This window comes from Acinetobacter sp. BIGb0102 (assembly GCF_003815055.1).
Taxonomy (GTDB): domain Bacteria; phylum Pseudomonadota; class Gammaproteobacteria; order Pseudomonadales; family Moraxellaceae; genus Acinetobacter; species Acinetobacter vivianii.
The window spans coordinates 486,680-509,724 of record NZ_RKQE01000011.1 but is presented as its reverse complement, the minus strand read 5'-3'; the positions used below and the strand labels follow the sequence as shown (position 1 = coordinate 509,724).

At 42.4% G+C, this 23,045-nt stretch carries 21 protein-coding genes; 3 read left to right on the top strand and 18 right to left on the bottom strand.

Annotated elements, in window-relative coordinates; translation table 11 throughout:
- Positions 1 to 72: 72 nt before the first annotated feature.
- The 4 genes from EC846_RS08600 to EC846_RS08585 form a co-directional block, all read right to left on the bottom strand.
- Complete coding sequence (locus EC846_RS08600; protein ID WP_123774882.1) at positions 73 to 1,527, bottom strand: amidohydrolase family protein; 1,455 nt, start codon at positions 1,525 to 1,527, stop codon at positions 73 to 75.
- A complete protein-coding gene (locus EC846_RS08595) occupies positions 1,524 to 2,318 on the bottom strand; it encodes an ABC transporter permease (RefSeq protein ID WP_069579255.1) in 795 nt (264 codons plus the stop codon). Before EC846_RS08595 ends, EC846_RS08600 begins: the two co-directional genes overlap by 4 nt.
- Positions 2,311 to 3,132 carry an ABC transporter ATP-binding protein gene (locus EC846_RS08590; protein WP_123774881.1) on the bottom strand — a complete coding sequence of 274 codons (822 nt, stop codon included), beginning with the start codon at positions 3,130 to 3,132 and terminating at the stop codon, positions 2,311 to 2,313. The genes EC846_RS08595 and EC846_RS08590 overlap by 8 nt, the downstream gene beginning before the upstream one ends.
- 65 nt (positions 3,133 to 3,197) lie before the next feature.
- Positions 3,198 to 4,190, bottom strand: a complete 993-nt coding sequence (locus EC846_RS08585; protein ID WP_123774880.1) for an ABC transporter substrate-binding protein — start codon at positions 4,188 to 4,190, stop codon at positions 3,198 to 3,200.
- 763 nt (positions 4,191 to 4,953) lie between these two features.
- Between EC846_RS08585 and EC846_RS08575 the strand changes: the two genes are divergently transcribed.
- Complete coding sequence (locus EC846_RS08575) at positions 4,954 to 5,967, top strand: isopenicillin N synthase family dioxygenase (RefSeq protein WP_069579249.1); 1,014 nt, start codon at positions 4,954 to 4,956, stop codon at positions 5,965 to 5,967.
- A gap of 86 nt (positions 5,968 to 6,053) precedes the next feature.
- Here EC846_RS08575 and EC846_RS08570 read toward each other — a convergent pair whose 3' ends face one another.
- From EC846_RS08570 to alc, 3 genes are all read right to left on the bottom strand, one after another.
- Positions 6,054 to 6,824 (bottom strand): hypothetical protein, encoded by a 771-nt coding sequence (locus EC846_RS08570; protein ID WP_123774879.1) that lies wholly within the window; start codon positions 6,822 to 6,824, stop codon positions 6,054 to 6,056.
- Between the two features lie 145 nt (positions 6,825 to 6,969).
- Entirely contained in the window at positions 6,970 to 7,506 is a 537-nt protein-coding gene (locus EC846_RS08565) for an ureidoglycolate lyase (protein ID WP_123774944.1), read from the bottom strand.
- 68 nt (positions 7,507 to 7,574) lie between these two features.
- Positions 7,575 to 8,576, bottom strand: a complete 1,002-nt coding sequence (gene alc, locus EC846_RS08560; RefSeq protein ID WP_123774878.1) for an allantoicase — start codon at positions 8,574 to 8,576, stop codon at positions 7,575 to 7,577.
- 162 nt (positions 8,577 to 8,738) lie between these two features.
- On the opposite strand from alc, the gene EC846_RS08555 reads away from it, so the two are divergent.
- Both EC846_RS08555 and hpxO read left to right on the top strand, forming a co-directional pair.
- Positions 8,739 to 9,449: a FadR/GntR family transcriptional regulator gene (locus EC846_RS08555; RefSeq protein ID WP_005258192.1), complete on the top strand. Its 711-nt coding sequence runs from the start codon at positions 8,739 to 8,741 to the stop codon at positions 9,447 to 9,449.
- A 207-nt stretch (positions 9,450 to 9,656) separates the two neighbouring features.
- Positions 9,657 to 10,814: an FAD-dependent urate hydroxylase HpxO gene (gene hpxO / locus EC846_RS08550; protein ID WP_047428273.1), complete on the top strand. Its 1,158-nt coding sequence runs from the start codon at positions 9,657 to 9,659 to the stop codon at positions 10,812 to 10,814.
- 118 nt (positions 10,815 to 10,932) lie between these two features.
- Here the strand turns inward: hpxO and EC846_RS08545 are convergent, their stop codons facing one another.
- From EC846_RS08545 to pcaC, 11 genes are all read right to left on the bottom strand, one after another.
- Positions 10,933 to 12,216, bottom strand: coding sequence for an OprD family outer membrane porin (locus EC846_RS08545; protein WP_123774877.1), 1,284 nt, complete (start codon positions 12,214 to 12,216; stop codon positions 10,933 to 10,935).
- A 173-nt stretch (positions 12,217 to 12,389) separates the two neighbouring features.
- The gene (locus tag EC846_RS08540; RefSeq protein WP_047428279.1) at positions 12,390 to 13,763 is read right to left on the bottom strand and encodes a nucleobase:cation symporter-2 family protein; all 1,374 of its coding nucleotides are present in this window, start codon (positions 13,761 to 13,763) and stop codon (positions 12,390 to 12,392) included.
- A gap of 49 nt (positions 13,764 to 13,812) precedes the next feature.
- Entirely contained in the window at positions 13,813 to 14,148 is a 336-nt protein-coding gene (gene uraH, locus EC846_RS08535; protein WP_047428280.1) for a hydroxyisourate hydrolase, read from the bottom strand.
- A complete protein-coding gene (gene uraD, locus EC846_RS08530) occupies positions 14,148 to 14,648 on the bottom strand; it encodes a 2-oxo-4-hydroxy-4-carboxy-5-ureidoimidazoline decarboxylase (RefSeq protein WP_069579239.1) in 501 nt (166 codons plus the stop codon). Before uraD ends, uraH begins: the two co-directional genes overlap by 1 nt.
- A gap of 184 nt (positions 14,649 to 14,832) precedes the next feature.
- Positions 14,833 to 17,256 carry a glucose/quinate/shikimate family membrane-bound PQQ-dependent dehydrogenase gene (locus EC846_RS08525; protein ID WP_123774876.1) on the bottom strand — a complete coding sequence of 808 codons (2,424 nt, stop codon included), beginning with the start codon at positions 17,254 to 17,256 and terminating at the stop codon, positions 14,833 to 14,835.
- A gap of 16 nt (positions 17,257 to 17,272) precedes the next feature.
- Positions 17,273 to 18,601 (bottom strand): carbohydrate porin, encoded by a 1,329-nt coding sequence (locus tag EC846_RS08520; RefSeq protein ID WP_123774875.1) that lies wholly within the window; start codon positions 18,599 to 18,601, stop codon positions 17,273 to 17,275.
- An 18-nt stretch (positions 18,602 to 18,619) separates the two neighbouring features.
- Positions 18,620 to 20,080, bottom strand: a complete 1,461-nt coding sequence (locus EC846_RS08515) for a right-handed parallel beta-helix repeat-containing protein (RefSeq protein ID WP_123774874.1) — start codon at positions 20,078 to 20,080, stop codon at positions 18,620 to 18,622.
- Positions 20,081 to 20,100: 20 nt separating this feature from the next.
- A complete protein-coding gene (aroD, locus tag EC846_RS08510; protein WP_005258201.1) occupies positions 20,101 to 20,940 on the bottom strand; it encodes a type I 3-dehydroquinate dehydratase in 840 nt (279 codons plus the stop codon).
- Between the two features lie 287 nt (positions 20,941 to 21,227).
- Positions 21,228 to 21,857, bottom strand: coding sequence for a protocatechuate 3,4-dioxygenase subunit alpha (gene pcaG, locus EC846_RS08505; protein WP_004772811.1), 630 nt, complete (start codon positions 21,855 to 21,857; stop codon positions 21,228 to 21,230).
- A 12-nt stretch (positions 21,858 to 21,869) separates the two neighbouring features.
- A complete protein-coding gene (pcaH, locus tag EC846_RS08500) occupies positions 21,870 to 22,595 on the bottom strand; it encodes a protocatechuate 3,4-dioxygenase subunit beta (RefSeq protein WP_004772812.1) in 726 nt (241 codons plus the stop codon).
- Positions 22,596 to 22,605: 10 nt separating this feature from the next.
- Positions 22,606 to 23,019 (bottom strand): 4-carboxymuconolactone decarboxylase, encoded by a 414-nt coding sequence (gene pcaC, locus EC846_RS08495; protein ID WP_004772813.1) that lies wholly within the window; start codon positions 23,017 to 23,019, stop codon positions 22,606 to 22,608.
- Positions 23,020 to 23,045: the final 26 nt, after the last annotated feature.

Below are 23,045 nucleotides of genomic sequence, written 5' to 3'. Positions count from 1 at the left end.
TTTTAACTCTTGGATAGTTACTATTTAAGAAAAAGTACTATCCAATTTCATAAGGTAATCCATTATTTTAGCTTAGGCTATTTTTGCCATTTCCATACTCCGCTGTTGTAAGAGTTTCACCGCTTGCTTTGCTTGCCAAGCCAACTCCCTCATGTCTAGATCAGGAATCTGATCATTCTCCATCACCATTTTCCCAGCAACAAACATGGCCTTGATATGCGCCCGTCCAGCACTTGCCACAGGCCCTATCGCCATGTCATGTAAACCGAAATAACGTGGATCGTCCAATTGATACACTACCAAGTCGGCCTGTTGCCCCACCTCAATTGTACCCACTTGATCAAGCCCTAAAATATTGGCACCACCCGCCGTTCCCCAACGGGTCACATCCTCAATACTGGCAGCATCTGCACCCCCTTCAAATTGCCCGCCCTCATATTGTGGTGTCGCCAACATGCCCTTTCTGGCCCGTTGCAACAACCATGCTGCATGGGTTTCAGACAACATATCTGCGGCTTCGTTAGAACCTGCACCATCGACGCCAATCGAAATCGTCATGCCTGCCTGTTCCAGTGCAACAAGATCAGCAATGCCACTACCCAAACGTGCATTACTCTGCGGACAATGCGCGATTCCTGTTTGAGTTTGCCCCAACAACTGAATTTCTTCAGGCAATAATTTCACCAGATGCGCAAACCAGACATCATTTCCGATCCAGTCCTGTTCAGCACAAAACTGGACGGGGGTCATACCAAACTTGGCTTTGGCGGCATCTAGATAGTCCACCGTTTCAGATAAATGACTATGCATCCGAATCCCCAATTGTCTGGCGATTTTGGCACTTTCCCGCAATTGTGCCGCTGTGGTCGAATGCAGGGTTGAAGTCGGTGCCATCACAATTTTTCGAAATGCATCTGAACCTGATTGATGATATTGCTGCACCAAACGCTCAATATCCATCATATAATCTTCAAACTTTTCAGGACGCAATGCTTGTGGCAATTCACTTTCCAAACCGCGCGTGAGCGTTGCGCCACCACGACACAACACAAAACGCATGCCTAACTTTTCGGCTTCATCAAATAAAATTGCTGCACCATCGAACGGCATCTTTGGCCAATACAAATAATGGTGATCCGCCACTGTTGCGCAGCCTGAACGCAATAACTCGATTAAGCCAATCCGTACCGCAACCCTGAAAGTGTTTTCATCAAATGCACCACGAAACCGATACGGCGTACTGGCAAGCCATGAGGTCAGGTTTTGATTCAGTCCTTGTGGCTCGCCCTTCAATAAAGATTGGAATAAATGATGATGTGTATTCACCCACGCAGGATAAATTACACATTCTTTGGCATCAATCACCTGTTCATTCGGCTGGGCAGTTAACTGGCCGAGTTCAGTGATTTTACCTGCCTGAATACGAATATCACTGAATGAGCAACGCGCTGCATTGCCAGATAACCCTGTCAAAATGGCATGTGCATTTTTAATTAAATAACTATGATTCAGAGACATTAGACTCATACTTGCTCACTCTCATGCCATTTGTTTAAAAAAAACTGACTTAATAAGGACATCAGAACAAATAAGCCTAAACCTGTGCAGGTAATCAGGAATAATGCAGCAAACATCAGAGGTAAATCTAACTGAAAGCCTGCTTGCAAGATTTGATAAGCCAAACCTGCACTGGTTCCACCCGCTCCAGCAACAAATTCGGACACCACAGCACCGATCAGTGCCAAGCCACAGGAAATACGTAAGCCACCAAAGAAATAAGGCAAAGCGTTCGGTACACGTAAGCGCATCAGAATTTGCCAGCGACTGGCTTTATTGATTTGAAAAAGATTGAGCAAGCCTTTATTGACACTACGCAAGCCCAAAGTGGTATTGGTCAGTATCGGGAAAACCGCAACCAGCATGGCGCACACCACCAATGCCAAAGTTGTATTTTGAATCCAGATAATAACCAATGGCGCAATCGCAACAATCGGCGTGACCTGAAATAAAATGGCATAAGGCATAAAGCAGGCTTCGACCACACGACTTTGTACAAACACAAAAGCGACCAATGTGCCGATAATCACCGCACAGACAAAAGCCAATAAGGTGATTTTTAGCGTGACCCATAAACTGCCAAATAACACACTGGACTGATTGACCATCGCCATAACGATATCACTCGGCTTTGGCACCACATAAATAGGCACTTCTAGCTGTTGAAAACTCAACTGCCAAAACAACAGGAAGATCAAACCAAGCCCAAGTGGCGCAGCAATACGTTGTACAGTTGGATGTTGTATCAAAGGTTTAATCATGGTGATGTCCTCCACTTGCCTCAGCCAATAATTGCGATAGATGCGAACATTGTTGAATAAAGATGTCTGAACTTCTAAAGGCTTCGTCACGCAAATAAGGCCCTTCAATTTCCAGATCGGCGACCACCCGCCCAGGTCGCGCGCCCATAACAATCACGCGCGAAGATAAATAAACCGCTTCATAAATACTATGCGTGACAAAAACTACGGTTAAATCACGTTCAGACCATAATTGGCGAATATCGCTATCCAGTTTATGGCGGGTAAACTCATCCAATGCGCCAAAAGGTTCATCCATTAACAATAAATCTGGTTCCGTCACCAGTGCCCGAGCCAATGAAGCGCGCATTTGCATCCCCCCTGAAAGTTCACGTGGATAAGCTTTGCTAAACTTCTCTAAACCCACTGCTGCTAAAGCCGCGATCACTTTCGGGGTACTAATCGATTTTGAAATATGTTGTAAATCGAGTGGCAAACGAACATTGTCTTCAATATTGCTCCACGGCATGAGCGTTGCTTCCTGAAACACCATAGCCATTTTGCATTGGGATTGAATATCAGCTTTACCATTCCAGCGCACTACTCCGGCAGATGGGTGCTCCAGATCAGCAAACATTTTGAGTAAGGTACTTTTACCGCAACCTGATGGCCCGAGTAATGAAACAATCTCACCACGTGCAATATTTAAATCTAAACGCTGTAATGCATTGGTGCCATTCGGATAAGTTTTCTCTACGCCTCTGGCCATGATCATTGGCGTGACAAAGCTTGAAGATTCATGGATTGGCGTATCCATTGGTAAAGCAGAATTCATATGGTTTCCCCTTTGTGCCAGTGCCCTATTTTTTAACCCTAAAAAATCCTGATCGACATTCCAGATTATTTGGCTGGTTTAATAAATTGCGTGGTATAAGCGGTTTTCCAATTGGTTTTAGTGTTCAGCAACCCTGCACTCACCATAAAATCTCGCGTTGCTTTCCAACGTGCATCCGTCATGACGCCAATGCCTTGAGTCTTGGCATCGCCACCATCAATCAATTTCAATTTCCGCATTTGCCCTACAGCAAACGTGAGTAACTCATCATTCATATTCGGATTTTCTTTTTTAATGATGCTATTGCCCAAACGTGGATCAGCTAAATAGTTTTTCCATCCCTCCATCGAAGCTTGGACAAAACGGCGCAGCACATCAGGTTTGTTTTGAATCACATCATTTCGTGTCACTAAAATACCGCCATAAGCTGGATAGCCAGCATCAGCAAATAAAAAGAAATTACTCGATGGTTCTGCTTTTTTGGCCTGAAAGACTTCAGAGGTCGCATAGGCTTGTTGTGCGACATTTTTGCCCGCTAAAAAAGGCTGCATATTGAAGGTATACGGGCGAGCTTGTGCTGCATCTAATTTATATTTGCCTTTTAACCAAGGCCACCAGCTTGCTTGTCCACTGGTCGAGACCAGAATCGTTTTTCCTTTCAGATCGGCCAAAGACTTTACATCGCTATGGGTCAATACACCTTGCGGATCAAACTGAAATGGCGCTGCAACCGCTTTAATCGGAAAATTGCTTTCAATGCCTTTTAAGACCTGTAGGTCATAATTAATAATAATGTCAGCGCGTTTTGATAATAACAAAGTCATGTTGTTGACTTGTGGCCCACCAATTTTAATATCGACATCAAGGCCGTATTTTTTATAAATTCCTTGTGCTAGTGCCTGATAATATCCACCTTGCTCAGCTTGCGCATACCATGTGGTTTGTAACACAAGTTTATCTGCTGCATAACTGGTTGAGCTGAGAACGGTGATAAAGCCCAATAACGCGCGCGCGATAACAGTACGACGTCCTTTGCCTACATAGTGTTGAATATTCATAAGTAACACCCCTAAATCTGTATGGATTCATCTTGCTATTCTTTTTAGGGGGTCAATCAATGTATAAGCTACACATTTCTCTCAAAGCCAAACCCAATTGGCTTTGTCCCCGAAAGAGGAACAGCAAACGCTGTAGAGCAATGTCCCGCGTGTTTGGTACACACTGACCGCTTATACTCAGTAATGATTTAGCAAGCTCTGTGCCAAGATTGGTTTCACTTTATTTTTCATAGGCATAATCTAGTTTGAATTTATTTTTGATTATTTTTAGATGAATAAACAGTATTCATTATCTTGTTTTGTAGGCCATAAAAAATAAGACTGTATTAAAAATGCACTATTTTAAAACAGCTCAATGCGCAGAAATGAATCACTGACGCTGACGATTTAAATCCATATAAATATTTCAATGCAATCTTTTATAGATTGCTTGTTCATCTCGACGCAACTGTTCAACCAAACAAATCTTTATCAGTTTCCCGATATTTCATGCTCAAGCCCATTGTATAAATTGCTTGTGCTGATTGCCCTCCACGAGCTGCTTTATAAACTGGTATAAAAAATGCTTATGTGTTTATGTCAGAGTAGAAGCGTTCAGCATACAGTCACACCAACTGCTATGTGGGTCATTGCTCAGAAATCAGCTCACACTCTTCATAAGAAAATATCTTTTGGAGAAAGTGCGGCTCTTTTTTGAATGTGACCCCGTCTCTTTCAATTGATTGGATTGGGTCACGGTTTATCCAAAAGATGAGGTTGAAATATGAATAGCGCTAACATGACTCCAATCGCTGAAAATGACTACAGCTTAGAAGAACTACAAAAAGAAGCCCGTATGGGTGCTTTGGGACAAGAAACCTTTGAACGTGAAGTTCGGGTGATTGATTTATCCAACTTTGAACAACGAAAGTATGAGATTGCAGAACAGCTTTGGGCAGCAGCAACGGATATCGGTTTTTTTCAGGTCGCAAATCATGGTATCCCATTGGAACAGATTCAAACAGCTTTCGAGATGACACAGCAATTTTTTGCTTTGCCCGAACCTGTCAAAGCGCGTTATCCACTGAATCGCAATGCGGGTTGGGAAAGTAAGGCACAAGTTCGTCCTTCGACCAGTACGCCAGATCAAAAAGAATCCTACCAAATCACTCGTCCCCGGATGGAAGGACTTTACCCAAGTGAGCAGGAATTACCGAACTTTAAAAAGACCATGCTGGAATTTGAACAGGCATGCTGGCAAGTCGGTATGAAAATACTGTCCTGCTTTGCTTATAAACTGGGTTTTGCCGATAACTTCTTTGCACTGGCGCATGATCCTGAGCAGGACAGCTATCAAAGTACCTTAAGAATGCTACATTACTACGCAATTGATCCAGCGCTTAAAGATCAATTGGGACTATGGCGTGCGGGTGCACATACCGATTTTGACTGTTTAACCCTGCTGTTCCAACGTCAAGGACAAGGTGGTTTGCAAGTCTGTCCTGGCAAGGATATGGAACAACAGCAATGGACCAGCATCGAACCCCTTGATCATGTGATTACCTGTAATATTGGTGATATGCTGATGCGTTGGAGTGATGACCAGTTACCTTCTAATTTCCACCGTGTTAAAAACCCAGAAGCCAATGAATATCAAGGGCCACGTTATAGTCTGGCGTTCTTCTGCCAAGCCAATGAAGATGTGATCATTGAAAGCCCACAAAAGAAATATCCTGCAATCACCGCGAAAGAATATTTAAAACAACGCATCAGCGCCAACTTCAAAGGGAAATATTAATCCTCTATTCTTTACAGACAGAGATAGATCGTCTCTGTCTGTTATTTCAGCTTTAGTTTATTTATTTTTATCATCTATAGTCGTGTTTATGATATTTTGTGTGATCTCTTCTGATTTCTTTTCTTGGTTTTTTTTTGAGGGATAATGATTTTTCCCGTACCTAAACCTCGGAAGAAATAATTAAAAAGATAAATAAATAAAAAACCAAAATAAAAAAACGGGAATATAGTAAAGACACTAAACGTACTTTCCCAAAAAAGCACACCAATCCGATAATTATAACCGAACTGGATAAGTGCACCTCTACGACTACCATCCTGAAAGGAGATATTCTCTAAAAGAAAATGACTCATCCCCATGATAAAGCAGAATAAAAATATCCCTGAAACAATTGTTTTTTTAATCAATGGCTTCTCCAGCCACGGGTGTTTCTTCGATGCCTCAAACTCAGCTTGAAAGAATTTACGATAAATTTTTTCCTGAAACGCCTTGCTTACGCCTACTTTCTTAATAAATAACAGGCACATGTAACAACCCAAAACAAAGGCTAAAACAGTACAATAAATACTTGAAAGAATAGTAAAAAATGGCAATGGACCTTTAGTCCCCACCGTAATCAACATCTGCTCTGTGATATAACGATAAACCTCATACTGCCAATGATTGCGTGGATATGCGGGAAATAAAAATAGCGGTAAAACGAATACAATAATCAAAAGGGCAATATGTATTTTGGCCTGTCTTTTTTCTTTAGCTTGTTGTTCAAGCGCCAAACGTCTTTGTTCTAATTTTTCTTGCTTCTTTTGCTTTGTATGCTGTTCAAGCAACTCTCTTGCTACATAGCGTTTTGTTGACATAAAAAATAGAAATAAATATTTAGGTTATATACAAAAAATCTTAATTAAAAAATAAAAAGATTCGAATATTAATATGCTTTAGGATTCTAAATTAAAATGAATCTCCTTCCAATATTCTAAAGTCAATATATTTTTCAATATATAGTCAGAGATTGATGATCTCTGACTGTGCTAAAGCTTCAGTAATCCATAAAGGTTGAGATAAATGATGCACATCGCAATTACTGCCGCCACCAATCCGATCTACCACTAAAAAATCACTGTTTGCTTCTAAGGTAATTAAAGGATGGTGCCATACCCCTTGATGATAGGTAATTCCCTGCTGTCCATTGCTGATAAAAGCATAAATTAGCTGTTCATCAGGTCGTGTTTTGTCAAATGGTAACGCCACAACAATAATAAATTTCTGCTGCTGTAAAGGAATAAAAGACTGCGAACCATACGGATGCCGTTCTAACATCTCAATTTGGAATGGAATTGATGTCGCAAACAGATTATGAAAAATGCTCATCCCAACAGCAACATGATCACCTGAACATTGTGCCAGTGATACTGCGTGATAACGTTCAGTGAGTCCCTGATTAATTGGAATAAAGTCTTTACCACTTTTTTCAATCACATCGCCAAAAGGAGCAAAACTGTCCTGAGTTAAAGGTTGAATCTCAATATTTTTTTCATGCATATGTTTATTCTCTGCCATTTCTTATCGCCCCATTGAATCACAATGAGGCGATTACTCATGAGAAATTACTAAACCACTTTTCCCCATAAACGAATCCGGCTAATGCCACCATCAGGAATCATATTGACGCGGATATAGTTCACTTTTTGATGTTGAATGACTTCTGCTAGATATTCATGAATATTGTCCATTGTTAAAGGTTGCTGTTCCAATAAAAATGGCCAGAACATACTCTGTGGAATCAGTTGTGCATCGGTTGTATCTTCAATATAAGTCGCTTGTATTGAACAAAATGCTGGGAAATTACCTTTAAAATATGCGGTATCGACTTCAATTTTTTCAACTAATCCAGCTTGTCCCAAAGCAATAATGCACCAATCAAAACCAGGTGCACGACGGCGTTTGGTTTCCCAGCCATCACCCATGTTTAAACCACGATCAGGATTGAGCAAATTATTTGGATGCCCGAAATGTGCATCACTAAAAGCCACAATACGTCCGCCATTTTTTAAACCAATCAGGTCGATCTGCTGGGATGTATCTACATTTTCGACCACCACACGACCATACACCCTTAAACGGGCAATCCCGCCATCCGGGAAAATGTTAATGCGAATATGCGTGATTTTCTGTGCACTACAATCAAAAAAATGATGCTGGTCTGGAGATAAAACCGAATTTTCTAATAAGGGTATCCATTCAATATTGTCTAATTGATTGTCTGGTGCATAACATCCTTCTACCGAGGCAGAAGCTGGATAATTTCCTGTAAAGAAAGAAGTATCAATATCAAATCCAGATACCAGCCCTGCCACACCTAGACGGACAATACACCAATCATAACCAGCTTCACGCTTGCGTCGGGTTTCCCATCCGTCCATCCATTTACCATTGTCATCATATTTTCCCTCAACAAATTGAGCTGGCGTGCTTTGCAACATTCTTTCTGCCTGTGCAAAGAACTCGTCTGAACAGCTCACAATCGTTGCACCAATTCGGGCATCAGCAAGATTAGTTAACGCTTGAAAATGGCTCGGTAAAGTTACTGTTTTGGCAATATGCACTGTCATCGATCAATCCTGAACATTTCATTTCTATTCTGTTATGCAAAAACCAGTCCAACTGGTCTGACCTGTTATCAAAATATAGCGATTTTTTATCAGGAACAACAACAAAAATAGAAATTTTGTGTAGAATCAAATTGTTCATTTTAAAGATAAGGTACGTGGCTTATGAGTCCACAAGCAATGCTCAATGGAAAATCATCTCAGGTGACTGAGCAAGCTGTGGAAGTGATTCATCAACGCATTCAGCAAGGTACTTACCCTGTCGATTCAACACTCCCTTCGCAACGCGATCTTGCCGTCCAGTTAGGCATCAGTCGGGCTTCATTGCGTGAAGCTTTAACACGTCTTGCTGCCTTGGGATTATTGGAAATCAAGGCTGGCAAAGGTGTTTACGTTATTTCAAAACATAGTCAGGCTGCTGAGCAATGGGAAGGTGAACACCGCGTTTCACTCAAAGATTTCTATCAATTACGCTATGTACTGGAAGGTTTTTGTGCCCTACTGGCTTGTGAATATTTAACTGAAAATGATAAATCGACCTTAGAGCAACATTACCAATCGCTTGCCGCTGCAATCAAACAACAAGACTGGACAACAGCTTCTGAGGCAGATTATGCTTTTCACCAGCACATTATTGAATTGAGCCATAATCAATCTATTATTCAAACACTTAAAATGCATACCGAATGGATTAAAAAGAGTCAGATTCTGCCTTTTGTTCAGCCGAATCTGGCATTTAAAACCATTCAGGAACATGAGCTGATTCTACAAGCCTTGTTTAGACAAGATGCAGAAGCGGCTGAAAAAGCCATGCAAGCGCATATTATTGGTGCGGCACAACGTGCGGGCGTATATTTCTCTCGACATCCCAATTGAATGTCACCAAACCACTCAAATTAATTGCTTAAATCATTACCCCGCACCACTTTGCATCATGTCCCGAACCACATCAATGCAAGCTCAATAATTATGTATTTTAATAAAGCAAACCATCTGGTATGACCAGTAAAACCAGTTGTTAAAATTGGCACACTTCTCGCTTAGAACTGTTTAGAAACTTTTTAAATATTTAGGATCTGAACAATGAATATTGCAATTGTTGGTGCTGGTATGGGTGGTCTAACTGCGGGTATCGCTTTAAAAAAATTTGGGCATCAAGTTACCATCTATGAACAAGCGGCCGAGATCTTACCTGTAGGTGCAGCGATTTCACTTTGGTCAAATGGAGTGAAGTGTCTTAATTATTTAGGTTTAACCGACCAGATTCAGGCCTTAGGCGGTCAAATGGAATCTTTGGCCTATGTTGATGGTCTCAGTCAGCAAACCATGACGCAATTCAGCTTGTCGCCTTTATACAAGGAAGTTGGACAACGTGCCTATCCTGTTGCCCGAGCCGATCTACAGCATTTATTAATGCAGCAATTTGGTCTGGAAGATATCAAACTGGGCATGAAAATGACCGCGATTGAAACGCATCAAGATGAGGTGACCATTCATTTTCAGGATGATTCTCAGATTAAAGCTGATTTACTGATTGGTGCAGATGGTACACATTCCCTCACCCGACAATTTGTACTCGGCTATCAAGTCGAACGTCGTTATGCAGGTTATGTGAACTGGAACGGATTGGTCGAAATTGATGAAACCATTGCACCTGCCATGCAATGGACAACCTATATTGGTGAAGGTAAACGCGTATCGCTGATGCCTGTTGCACAAAACCGTTTCTATTTCTTTTTTGATGTGCCATTAGATGCAGGGCTAACTAATGACCGTGCCTATTATAAACAAGAGCTAAAGGCCCATTTTAAAGGTTGGTGTGAACCTGTACAAAAACTCATTGACCGTTTAGATGCACATAAAACCAACCGTGTTGAAATCCACGATATTGAACCGTTTATGGACTTCTACAAAGGACGTGTCGTGTTATTAGGCGATGCAGCACATAGCACTACGCCTGATATTGGACAAGGCGGCTGTCAGGCCATGGAAGATGCGATTTATCTTGCTCGTGCCCTGCAAATTAATACCTTTGGTCTGGAAGATGCATTGGCACGTTATCAAAACAAACGTAATGATCGTACTAAGGAAATGGTCTTAAGAGCGCGTAAACGCTGTGATGTCACTCATATGAAAGACCCTCAAGTGACCCAAGAATGGTATCAGTCTCTCTATCAGGAACAGGGTTCACATATTATGCAAGGGATTATAAGCAATATCGTTGGTAACCCACTCGATTAGAACTTTTTTAATGGTCGCCCCCTATTAAGGGGGCTTTTTTTCAACTGCCTTTTAGGCTTGTAGGAAATAAAAAATGCATATCTCTATTGAAATATGCATTGATTGAACAGCTGACACCTTAGAATTTATAAGTCAATGCAAAACGGTTCTGTAAGAAATTCTTGTCATAACGTGGAGAGGTTTGGATACCCGCAAAATTACTGACACTAAAACCTTTTAAAGCTCCTGTAAAATTATAAATCCCAAACAGCATATATTCAGATTGGTTTCGGCTGGCAACATGCTCTGCTTCCTTTAAATCCATAAAAGAATAACGCGCTCCAGCAATCACCTGATCAGACACTTTGCCTTCCAAAGACAACATAAAGGCATTACCCGCACCTAAATCCTGAGTACTGGTAAAAAATGGCTGAGCAAAAATTTCACCTGAAGAGGTTTTGGCAGCATAAGGCGTTAAAAGTGCGCCATTCAAATACCCCTCCCGATCCGGTTTAATGTAGTTATATGCAACTTTTAAAGTCGCCTTAGGTAATAGCTTAACTGCCGCCTGTGCACCAAAAATCTGACTATTTACCTCACCAGCTAAAGCTTTGCCTTGATCTTTACCTGAAATATATTGCAGTGAAAATTCAGGAGCATATTTAATCTTCGGTATTGCCAAATCAGCTTGTGTATAGATCAAACGGGTATAGTCATCATAACTTTGATACCATAACTGCGTTTTTAGACTCCGATCTTCGGCTAAGTTGAACCCCTTCCCGACACCCACTGACCAGACACCATCGGTTTCCAGATTCGAGTTTTGACGAGCGCTTTTTGTGAACTCATCTTCGCCATAACTTTTATATTTATTAACTTTGGTCAGACGCAAGAAATCGTCATTGTTTCCAATCTGAACATCGGCTGCCTGATATAAAAACATCAAAACACGACGGTCTGCATAATCTCCCATAAACGGTAAATTGAGACGCTGATTACCAATGGTCACTCTGGCTAAATCATTCTTCCAACTTAAATAAGCTTCTGCCAGACCATCTCGATCCTCTTGCAGTTCAGGTACTTCGTCATTTTTATTTTTCTCATCTAATCGGCGTTGTATATCATATCCAACACCTGCCTGTATGCCATAAAAAGGCGCTGTTTCATATTTAATATAGCCGCCGATGACAGCCGTATCCTGATTCAGATTATCCACAAAATAAGCATTATTGAGTGAGTAATAGGTCGATTTCACTGCGCCATGAACACTTCCACAGGCAAATGCCGCTACCAGTCCATCACCCGCCTGACAATCTTGTTGCAGATTCAACAGATGATTTAGACTGGTATCAGCCGCCCATGCCTGCATAGCTGAAGTCATAGCGAACATAAGCATTGCTGATTTTAATTTAAAATTTCTCATAAAATTCCCCATAAGATTTCATTTAAAAATCGCTTTAGGTCTTTAAAATCTTGTTTTTGGCTTTTTCAAGACAAAAACTCCTCTAGACCTATTCAGTGTTGAATAAGCAACTTTTAAATTTTTCGAATAAAAAGTGTGGTTAGATTAAAACAACAGTCTCAAATCAATCTCGATCAATGCCCTGAATTTAGAGGCACCGTAGCGACATCAACAGACTTTTTACTTAATGGTAAGTGGTTAAAAATGATGTTAAGCAAAATGGCTGTGATACAAGCCGAGCTAATGCCTGAATGTAATAAGGTTTTTACCCAAGTTGGGAATTGTGCATAGAACTCCTGATTAACGATGGGTATCATGCCAATTGCCAGTGAAGTCGCCACAATAATCAGGTTTTTGTGATCGTTATAATCAACTTTGGCTAAGGTTCGTATACCACTTGCGGCAACTGTACCAAATAACACAATGCCAGCACCGCCCAAAACAGGCATGGGAATCGAGGCAACCAGACGCCCCACGATCGGCAATAATCCCAGAATAATTAAAATGCCACCCGCAGTCGCCACCACAAAACGGCTTTTCACTCCTGTAATGGCAACCAGCCCGACATTTTGAGCAAAAGCTGTTTGCATAAATGAACCAAAGATCGGAGAAATTGCACTTGATAACATATCCGCGCGCAAACCATCACCAATACGTTTCGAATCCACTTTAGTTCCAACAATTTCACCAATCGCAATAATATCGGCCGTGGTTTCCGTCATGATCACCAAGGTCACAATTGTCATGGAAAGAATGGCAGAAAACTCAAATACAGGAGAACCGAAATGAAAGAAGCTAGGAAATGCAAAAATAGAACCTGCAGCAACCTTTGAAAAATCAGTAAATCCAGCAATATAAGCAAGCACAGTCCCTAGAATAATTGCCGCCAAAATTGCGAGCCGACGTAGAATCTGGCTACGCAACATACTAAAAATAATCACAATCGCCAGCGTCATCACCGCTAAACCGACATTGGCTGGATCACCCCAGTTTTCAGCTTTAGGATTACCGCCCATAATCCAGCGGATCGCAACAGGCATCAGGGAAATACCAATCATAGTAATCACACAACCCGTCACTACAGGTGGAAAGAAGCGAATGATTTTTGCGAAAAATGGCGTCAGCAATAAACCAATTAAAGAGGCGACGATCACAGCACCAAAGGCAGATGCTAATCCTCCACCCGTACTCACAATAGCCAGAATGGTCGCAACGCCTGCAAAAGAAACACCCTGTACAATCGGTAATTTTGCCCCGAAATGTTTAAAACCTATGGTTTGTATAACCGTCGCCAGACCACCTACAAATAAGGCAGCAGCGACCAGTAATCCAATTTCTGAAGCTTCGAGACCTGCTGCGGCTCCAATAATCAATGGCGGTGCAATGATTCCACCATACATAGTCAACACATGTTGTAAACCATATAAGATGTTTTTATTCATGCCTAAATATTGATGTTCTGCCGAGATAAGTTCATCTCGTTCTGGATGTGTGTTGTCTTGATGCATGGTTAATTCCTCAAATTAAATTCATAAGGTCCACATTGCTTGCGTTGATTTAGCTACCACGATAAGTTGAATATGAAAAAGGACTGATCAATAGAGGCACGTGATAATGCTGTTGCGTATCCACGACCTTAAAATCGATACAGACGCTTGGATAAAAACTGTCTGTGTTCAAAGCCTGAAAATAATCCCCCACTTCAAAAATCAATTGATAATTGGCTTGGATGAATGAGTCGATTTTGAATGCAGGAATACGACCATCTGCATCTGTGAACTGTTCATCCAGCAAAATATATTGATGATTGATTTCCTGACGTAATTTCACCAATACCTGACGAGCTGGCTGACCAAGTGATGCATTTAAAATATGTGTGCTAATACCCGCCATTATTGAATCTCCTGTTTTAAACGAATCAAGGCAATTTCAGCCAACTGTTGTTTTACTTCGGCTTGCTCTTGTTCAACCGTATTGAGCAATCGACGTTGTAGTTCAGACAAGATCTGTTGCCCCGAACGACCCGCAGCGCGAATCAGGAAAATATGTCCAAATTTGTGCTCATAATCTAAATTGCCCTGATATAGCGCGAGTTGTACGACAGCGTCTGTTTCAACTTGGGCTTGTTCACGTTGAGAAAATTGCTGTTCTTTTTCAGACAAAACCGATGCTGCTTTTTTCTCACCAATGCGCGGATGTTGTGCCAAAGCTTCTGCAATATCAGACCATGACCATGTCTGGGCTTGTGCATCAGCAATTTGATAAAGCTGGTCTATAGACAGATAAGGACGTTGTTGTACCAGTTCAGAACCCCAAGTCGGGATATGTACACACGCTTGTAACACACGCCCTGCTTCCACTGAGTCCAGTTGATTGAATGTTTCTAGCTGCATCGCTGCTCCAATTTAACGCATTGTCTGACTGGTCAGACCAGATGTATTAAATTAAGCAATGACTATGCCAATTATTATGCGTGAAGCTTTCAATAGCATTTATTAAAAATGAGCTGGATATCTAAATAAAAAAACGGCAATCACTGGGGATTGCCGTTTTATGTTTTTAACGGTAAATAAGGATTTAGTTCAAGCTATACGCAATCACATAATCCCCATGATCAGGCGATTGACGCGCGCCACCCGCAGTAATCAATACATATTGCTTACCTGATTTCGGTGACACATAACTGATTGGTGTACCTTGGCTGCCCACTGGTAAGCGTGATTTCCAAAGCTCTTTGCCCGAAGATGAATCCAGTGCGCGCAAGTAATAATCTTGAGTTGCAGCAAAGAACACTAAACCACCTTGAGTTGCCATTGGACCACCAATGGTTGGCATACCAATCGGAACAGGCAAGCCCATTTTGATTCCCATCGGGCCAGTATCCTGTACAGTTCCCATTGGCACTTGCCATGCAACCTGACGGGTTTTCATATCCACGGCGGTCATGGTGCCATACGGTGGTTTTTGGCAAGGGATCATCAATTTCGACCAGAAACGATCTTTATTGACTTTGTACGGCGTACCTTTCATAGGTACCGCGCCCATACCTGTATTGACTTTTTCACCGCCATTGGCCTGAACAGCCAGATCTTCAGGTGTTTGTTCAATCAACTGAATCCACAGGCCTAAGCGCATGTCATTGACGAACATATATTGATGGCTTGGATCAAAGGCAATACTGCCCCAGTTCATGCCGCCTAGAGAACCTGGGAAGCTTAATGATTTATCCGTACCCGGTGCGGTAAACAAGCCTTCATAACGCATTGATTTGAAGTTGATACGGCACATCAATTGGTCAAACGGTGTAGTCCCCCACATATCAGACTCAGTTAAGGTCTGGTTACCAATCTGTGGCATTTCTACCGAACGTGGTTGTGTCGGGCTGTATTGTTCTCCCGGAATATCTGCAGGCTTCACCGCTTGCTCAACCACTTTGGTTAATGGCTGTCCTGTTACGCGATCCAATACAAAGAACTGGCCTGATTTAGTACCAATCACCACAGCAGGCTTATTACTACCATCCTTCATTGGGAAATCCACCAAGCTTGGTTGCATTGGCAAATCGAAATCCCAGAGGTCATTATGCACCGTTTGATAGACCCACTTTTCCTTACCTGTAGTTGCATCTAAAGCAAGAACGGATGAGTTGTATTTGTGATCCAGTGGTTGACGATTACCGCCCCAGACATCGACAGATGAGCTACCCATTGGCAAGAATACCGTGTTCATCTGCGGATCATAAGACATCGCTGCCCATGAGTTTGCTGAACTACGTTTATAAGTTTCTCCATCCTTCAACACATAGTTTGGATCAGGGTTGCGAGGATCAAAAGCCCAACGTAATTCACCTGTAATGACATCGTATGCACGAATTACACCACCCGGCATATCGGCAGCAAAGTTATCGGCAATACGACTACCCACTACAATCACCGTACCCGCAATGGTTGGTGCTGAAGTGACTTCAAAACGTGGTGCTGTGGTTCCCTCACCCAAGCCTTTGAGCAAGTCAACGGTGCCTTCTACACCAAAGTCTTTACAACGTTCGCCCGTATCTGCATTGACTGCAATTAAGCGACCATCTGGTGTATTGGTATAAACACGACGTAGGCATGAGGTATTGTTTGCCACCGCTTTTACAGGTGTCGCTCCCGCTAGAGTCGGCTGAACCAGTGCTTGCGTTGAGTCAAAATAAGCAACACCACGACAACGCTCCCATGCATCCGATTTGGAATTGACTTCCGCTTTCCAGAGTTGTTTACCTGAATCAGCTTCTAACGCAAAAATGTTGTTATGCGGGGTACATAGGAAAATCTTATTGCCCACTTGTAGCGGCGTCATCTGATCTTCTGCACCATTTCCCGAACCTGTGGTGAAATCACCCGTACGGAAACGCCAGACTTCTTTCAACTGGTGCACATTATCGCGTGTGATCTGATCCAGTGCAGCAAAACGGCTCCCCCCTGAATCCTGACCATAATTCGCCCAGTTGGTCTGCTTCATATCCGTTTTTACAGGAATCAGTGGTAATGCCTCACCAGAAGCCGTCACGGTTGGATGTGGCTGGAACATCTGATAAAGGCCAATCACCATACCAATAACCGTCAATATTCCGAGACCATAAGCAGGTAAATCTGCACTTGGTTGAAATTGATAACGACGAATGGCAGGTAAAGTAAACATCAGGGCCGCAAATAAGCCTGCGGGAAACATCAGTCGAGAAAATAAAGGCCAGAACTCCAAGCCAGCATCAAACAACGACCAGACTATTGTTCCCGCAAATACCAATGTAAATAACCAGATACCTAGCGCTTTTTTCTTAAAAATAAAAAGTGCCGCGATCAGTGTTAATATACCTGAAATCACGAAATACCATGATCCGCCTAAGGTCGCCAGCTTTACGCCACCGACTGTAAAAAACAGTCCTGTCAGCAATAAAACCAGACCTAAAATAAAACACCATATTTTCAATATGGTATGCGAGCTTGAAGATTCAGACATCTGTCATACTCCTGTATTAGAAATTCACGCGCATGCTCAAACCTGCAACCCATGCATCATCGACTTCTTTAACACCAGCAGGTTGATGAATATATTGCAGGTTCGGTCTTAACATGACCGCAGGTGACCACTGATAAGTGTAATTCAGCTCAACATTAAGCTCATCACGCTGAACGGGTACATAATCTGCAGCAAGCGCATCGTATTGGTCATAACCACGACTCTGGTTAATTTCAATCTGACGATCTTTATAACGATCATTTACGAGGTAATTGGCAATACCAAAGCCAATTGAGTCATTTGGACGACCATCAAAAGGCCCTTTGTACCAAAGTGCCAGTTGCTGGGTACTGTTGACTGCTGTAGTGGCTTTATCATTCACCACGGCATTGAAACTGACGTACAAACCACGTTTTGGATCGTCGCCTTTTTGGCTGAGTTGTTGTTGTGCATTGAGCCAGAAACTATGTTTACCATCATGTACCTTGCCCACGGTCGCAATATCATTTGCTTCAGCAGTTGAATACAGTGCCCCGACTTTATACTCACCAGACAAGCCATTAAAGGCAGCAAGTTTTGGTCGCCATGCCAGTTCTACAGGAATGGTCGCCCCTTTGACGTGGTCCATATCCAAATTAAAACCATCACTATTCCCATCAGTTTTAACATTGTCTGGATTGACCTCATAGACACCTACGCCCAGCGTCCATTCAGGTGCGAATTGATATTTAACATTGGCGCCCCATAATCCAACAGGTAAGTTGTACCAGATTGAACCAATCGACTTTCCAAGCTGACCGCCACACAGTAACAGGTTCTGAAATTCGCATTGCGAGCCATTAAAATCTTCTGACATGCCCATACGACCAATCTTGAACTGAACCGTATTATCAACAAAGCCCTTTTTCACCCATGCCTGACTCAAACGCCAGATTTTGCCGCGACCGTAGATTTCCTGTGAATTGCCTAGCGCACTAGAACGAGGATCTTTAATCCGATCCAGCGTTAGCGCATTACCATCACGTTTGGTGATTAAAAGACTGGCACTGGTATCTTTCCAGCCTGCAATTTTCTCTAAATCAAAATTGGCGCCTAAAGACAATTGCGCTGCATTTTTAAAAGTATTGTTATCGTCATAACCACCATCCAGATTAGTGGCACTTTGACTCATGATTGAGGCCGTAAATTTATAGCCTTCTTTTTCCAGTTGCTGACGCTGGCCATCCCAGTCACCCAGTAGCCATTGGCGATCCTGTGACCACGGCTGATCTGCAAAACTAGCTTGAGCAGCACATACCGCAACTGCCAGACAGCTCATTTTGAGCAATAATGCATTCGATTTCATATTCAGCCTCCTTGCCGTTTATTTCAGTTTCACAGCTGAACTGAGTTCAGATGTCGCACCTACACGGTCAGTGATATTTGCTGTCACTGAAGCAACTTGCGCTGTTGGTTTCCAAGTCAGCGTTGCAGTTCCTTGTGCATTGGTTGCAGCAACCGCTGAACCTAAATAAAACTCTGCTTCATTTGAATTTGCCGATGAGTTTCCAAAAAACTCGACCTGATAACGCTGATTCGGCTGCCCTTTTACTTCGACTGCAATTTGTCCTTGAGACAAGGTTAATTTTGGTGCCTGAATATTCTGGTTCGGTTGTGCATTACAGCCTTGCTCATTGGCCTGTTTACAGGTCTTCTGCAAGTTGGCAGGATCAATCTTGACGCCATGACCGCGCGAACCCACATAATGCGCATGTTCCAGTCCAGGAACATCAAAAACAATCGCGCCTACACGTTGATTCGGTACGCAGCTTCCGCCTGCTTCACAACGTTTAATCTCTTTAGCATTATTCCAGATTTGGTTTTTAGTCAATGTAATATGTGCATCCGCGTCTTTCTCGGAACGAATCGCGATGCCGACCCGATTGCCATGTACTTTATTACTATCAAAGATATTGCCATCACCGGTCAGGTTAAAGCCGTTGGAATTATTGGTTAGCTCGTTATAAGCAATATAGTTACGCTTACCCCAGTTGATCTGTAAGCCATCTGAGTAATTTTCAAATTTATTGCCGATCACCGCATTGTCATTGCCCCACAGGATCTCAATGCCCTGTGAAGGTTCAGGATTTGCTGCTGTTGAAATAAAATGATTGTTAGCCACCAGATTAAATGCGGCGCCACGAGTTAACTCAAGACCATCACCATTGTCCTGAAAATAGTTATTCAGCACTTTGTTGTTATTGGTTGTGGTCGCTGTTGGATTACCTTTGCCATCATCACCCGTCAGCATCACACCTGCGCCGCCGTAGTTATGCATGATACGGTTATTTTGAATCAGGTTATTACTGGCACGGTTCATCAGAATACCGATACAGAAATGGCGGATTTCCAGCCCTTGAATGGTTACACCATTGATATCGCGCAATACAATACCAGGCAAAGTTGTGGTACGGACATTGGTTCCGAACTGCCCTTCAACTGCACCAGGGCAGGCTTCAACACCTGTTCCTTTAATATAATTCGATCCATCGACTGCAATAAACTCACCTGTTTTTGCCCATTGCGTCCCAATGATTTTTACAGGCGCTTTGATCTCAGGTAATGGACTGTTGACCTTAATAGCATAAGGCGCCTTGCCTACTGCCTGAATCAGAATCTCGCTGGCCTCTGTCGGCTTGCTATTGGCTTGTTCAATTGCCCAACGCAAAGAACCTTTATCTTTATCATCTTGATAACGATCAACAACATAAGTTTCTGCTGCTGCCATTCCCGAAACCGCCATCGCCACAGCTAAAGTGCTTAAACGTAAGTAAATTGCTTTCATGTCTAAAAATCCTTTTTAAATCATTGTGTAGGTTGAACCGTTTTTAAAAACTGTTTCAGTTGCGTGACGTCGATCTGACCTGGTGCTGAAGCTTCACCAATCATGCCAAAACTGAAGCTGCCGCCCATATTGGCCGTCGCAATGCGGGAAATCGTCCCAAGTTTACCCATCGACATGGTAAGTAATGGCTTTTTAGATTGCTGACTGACTTTCAATGTCGCATTCATGAGTGTAAATACATCCTGTTTGCTTTGTGGCATGACTGCAATTTTAAGAATATCCGCCCCTAACTCATCTTGCTTAAGCAAGCGTTTAATGATTTCAGCCTCAGCGGGTGTTTTTTGAAAATCATGATTCGACATCACAATCAGCACTTTTTTCGCATGTGCTAATTTGACCGTATTCTTCACAATTTGCTGATCGCGGAACATTTCCACATCCAGCATATCCATAAATGGCTGCTGTAAATAAGCCTGATAGGTCTTGCCATAATCTGCATCACTAATGGTCAGTTGCCCGCCTTCATTATGAGTACGAATGGTGGCAATCATCGGCTTAGTACCGAGAATCTGTTTTAATTCATGCCCCAAGGCAATCACTTGCTTGCTATCACTGGCAAAGCTCAGTAAATCAATCCGGAATTCAGCAAGATCCGCATCAGCATTGGCGGCAATTACTTTTGCCTGTGCAATCGCCTGCTCTTTGGTTTTGGCCGTAATTGGTACAATAGTTTTCACAGGCAGTTTTGCCAGTTCAGATAATTCAACCTGTTTGTGCAGATTGTCCTGTGCTTGTACGCTTTGAACCATCAATAGAGGGCTAACAAGCAGCATCAATGTTGCCAGTGTTTTCATTTTCATCTGTATCGTCCTTAATAATAGATTTGCTCATTCAGCGGGGTCTTAGCGAATTTTGATTAAATGATAGGATAAGCTTTCGGCTGGACTTACTTTGGTTCCGCCCTGAGAAGCGCTTGAAGCTTCGTAAGGGCAAAAGCATTGTCATCCGTAAGGTTCACTTCCGATACCACATTCGTAGCATAGCTACTCGTTTTACGCTCAGACAAAGCGTTGCTTTGTTTATCTTCGCTCAGATTGCAGATGACATTCCCGAGTAGCTAATTTCTACATATGTTTCTTTAATATATTTAAATATCAAAGAATACGGTTTCATCATCACCTTGAATACGAATATCAAAGCGATAAACCACTTCACCATCCACTTCGCTGCGTTTGGCGATTAAAGTCTGACGACGTACTGCCCATTCAATACTGTTTAGCACTGGATCATTGGCATTGGCATCCACTTCATCTTCAAAATAAACACGAGTGTGTAAGCCGATATTGATGCCGCGCGCAAACACTGCCACAGCAATATGCGGCGCCTGAATTGAACCTTTACGTCCAGCAACAGCGCCTGGTTTTACCGTATTAAAGCTCCAGAAACCTGTTTCAAAATTGGCACCTGTACGGCCCCATCCAAGAAAATGTGGATCGGCAGTTTTACCTTGAGTATCCGCCTGACTTGGATAAACACCATTTGCATCCGCCTGCCAGATTTCCAGTAATACATCTCTTAATGGCAAACCAAGACCATCAAACACCTGACCTTCGAGACGAATACGTTGTCCTTGAGTTTGGTCATTAACTAACTGGTTATCAAAGTTATGCTCAAATACTTCAATATTGGCTTGTTGCGGCAATAAACCGATATGAACATAAGGACCACCTGTTTGTGATGGGGTTTCCTTTAATTCCTGAAAATTCCATGCATTCATCGTATGTCTCCCTTAAGTCAAATCATTTTCAAAATAAGTCGCACGACGACCACGAAGATGAATATCAAAGCGGTAACAACGACTATCTGCTTCGATGAAGTTGTTTTTATCTTCCAGTGCGATCAAGGCACGACGCTGATCTTCCGAAGGAATAGTTTTCAAAATCGGGCAAGTATCAATCAAGGTATCGCCTTCAAAATAGAACTGCGAAATCAGACGCTGTGCCCAACCATCTGCAAGTAAGGAGAAATGAATATGCGCTGGACGCCATTCATTAATACGGTTACGCCACGGATATGGACCCGGTTTGATAGTACGGAAAATATAAAAACCATTTTCATCGGTTAAAGTACGACCACAGCCACCAAAGTTAGGATCCATCGCACCAATGAATTTGTCATTCGGATGACGATAACGACCAGATGCATTGGCTTGCCATACTTCAAGCAAGGCATTTTTTACAGGGCGGCCAAACTGATCACGTACATAACCATGCACAATGATACGTTCACCAACAGGTAGACCTTCTTTGGCATAGTTCAAGATCAGATCATTATCTTTAGGGCCAAAGATATTCGGTGAAAAATGCGGTGAAGTGACTTCAGTCAACGTCTCATTAATAGAAATCAATGCATTCTTTGGCGAGCGTAATACACTGGTCTTATAACCGGGTGTATATGCTGGCGGATGATCATCAGTATTACGTTGTGGGTATGCACCTAATGTATGCTTTAACATGCCTGTCTCCTTAATCCTGTGGTTGTGCCGCAACGGGTTGCACGTCGATGCCAAGTTCTTTAAAGACTTCTTCTGCCATATGCATCGCCGCATTTGCTGCTGGCAAACCTGCATATAAAGAACTATGTAAAATCAATTCTTTCAGTTCATCCTTAGTGACACCGTTGTTGAAGCAGGCACGTAAATGCATTCTGAGTTCGTCTTCACGGCCCAATGCCAATAAGATGGCAATCGTGACCAGACTACGGGTATGACGTGGCAAGCCTTCACGCGACCACACTTCACCCCATGCAAAACGACTAATAAAATTCTGGAAATCCTGATTGAAATCATTAAGGTTCGCTAAAGAGCGGCCGACATGTTTTTCACCCAGTACTTCGGTACGGACTTTCAGTCCTTGCTGATAACGCTGTTCATCATTCATGAACGTTGCTCCTCATCTTGAAAATA

What these genes read in the sequence shown, in the direction of transcription:
- EC846_RS08540 (WP_047428279.1), bottom strand. Translation starts at nt 13,763, where the DNA reads ATGCATCAAGACAACACACATCCAGAACGAGATGAACTTATCTCGGCA.
- uraD (WP_069579239.1), bottom strand. Translation starts at nt 14,648, where the DNA reads ATGCAGCTAGAAACATTCAATCAACTGGACTCAGTGGAAGCAGGGCGT.
- EC846_RS08515 (WP_123774874.1), bottom strand. Translation starts at nt 20,080, where the DNA reads ATGAAAGCAATTTACTTACGTTTAAGCACTTTAGCTGTGGCGATGGCG.
- aroD (WP_005258201.1), bottom strand. Translation starts at nt 20,940, where the DNA reads ATGAAAATGAAAACACTGGCAACATTGATGCTGCTTGTTAGCCCTCTA.
- EC846_RS08555 (WP_005258192.1), top strand. Translation starts at nt 8,739, where the DNA reads ATGAGTCCACAAGCAATGCTCAATGGAAAATCATCTCAGGTGACTGAG.
- EC846_RS08545 (WP_123774877.1), bottom strand. Translation starts at nt 12,216, where the DNA reads ATGAGAAATTTTAAATTAAAATCAGCAATGCTTATGTTCGCTATGACT.
- pcaG (WP_004772811.1), bottom strand. Translation starts at nt 21,857, where the DNA reads ATGAATGCATGGAATTTTCAGGAATTAAAGGAAACCCCATCACAAACA.
- EC846_RS08525 (WP_123774876.1), bottom strand. Translation starts at nt 17,256, where the DNA reads ATGTCTGAATCTTCAAGCTCGCATACCATATTGAAAATATGGTGTTTT.
- EC846_RS08585 (WP_123774880.1), bottom strand. Translation starts at nt 4,190, where the DNA reads ATGAATATTCAACACTATGTAGGCAAAGGACGTCGTACTGTTATCGCG.
- EC846_RS08565 (WP_123774944.1), bottom strand. Translation starts at nt 7,506, where the DNA reads ATGCATGAAAAAAATATTGAGATTCAACCTTTAACTCAGGACAGTTTT.
- EC846_RS08600 (WP_123774882.1), bottom strand. Translation starts at nt 1,527, where the DNA reads ATGAGTCTAATGTCTCTGAATCATAGTTATTTAATTAAAAATGCACAT.
- pcaC (WP_004772813.1), bottom strand. Translation starts at nt 23,019, where the DNA reads ATGAATGATGAACAGCGTTATCAGCAAGGACTGAAAGTCCGTACCGAA.
- EC846_RS08520 (WP_123774875.1), bottom strand. Translation starts at nt 18,601, where the DNA reads ATGAAATCGAATGCATTATTGCTCAAAATGAGCTGTCTGGCAGTTGCG.
- uraH (WP_047428280.1), bottom strand. Translation starts at nt 14,148, where the DNA reads ATGGCGGGTATTAGCACACATATTTTAAATGCATCACTTGGTCAGCCA.
- EC846_RS08570 (WP_123774879.1), bottom strand. Translation starts at nt 6,824, where the DNA reads ATGTCAACAAAACGCTATGTAGCAAGAGAGTTGCTTGAACAGCATACA.
- EC846_RS08575 (WP_069579249.1), top strand. Translation starts at nt 4,954, where the DNA reads ATGAATAGCGCTAACATGACTCCAATCGCTGAAAATGACTACAGCTTA.
- pcaH (WP_004772812.1), bottom strand. Translation starts at nt 22,595, where the DNA reads ATGTTAAAGCATACATTAGGTGCATACCCACAACGTAATACTGATGAT.
- hpxO (WP_047428273.1), top strand. Translation starts at nt 9,657, where the DNA reads ATGAATATTGCAATTGTTGGTGCTGGTATGGGTGGTCTAACTGCGGGT.
- EC846_RS08595 (WP_069579255.1), bottom strand. Translation starts at nt 2,318, where the DNA reads ATGATTAAACCTTTGATACAACATCCAACTGTACAACGTATTGCTGCG.
- alc (WP_123774878.1), bottom strand. Translation starts at nt 8,576, where the DNA reads ATGACAGTGCATATTGCCAAAACAGTAACTTTACCGAGCCATTTTCAA.
- EC846_RS08590 (WP_123774881.1), bottom strand. Translation starts at nt 3,132, where the DNA reads ATGAATTCTGCTTTACCAATGGATACGCCAATCCATGAATCTTCAAGC.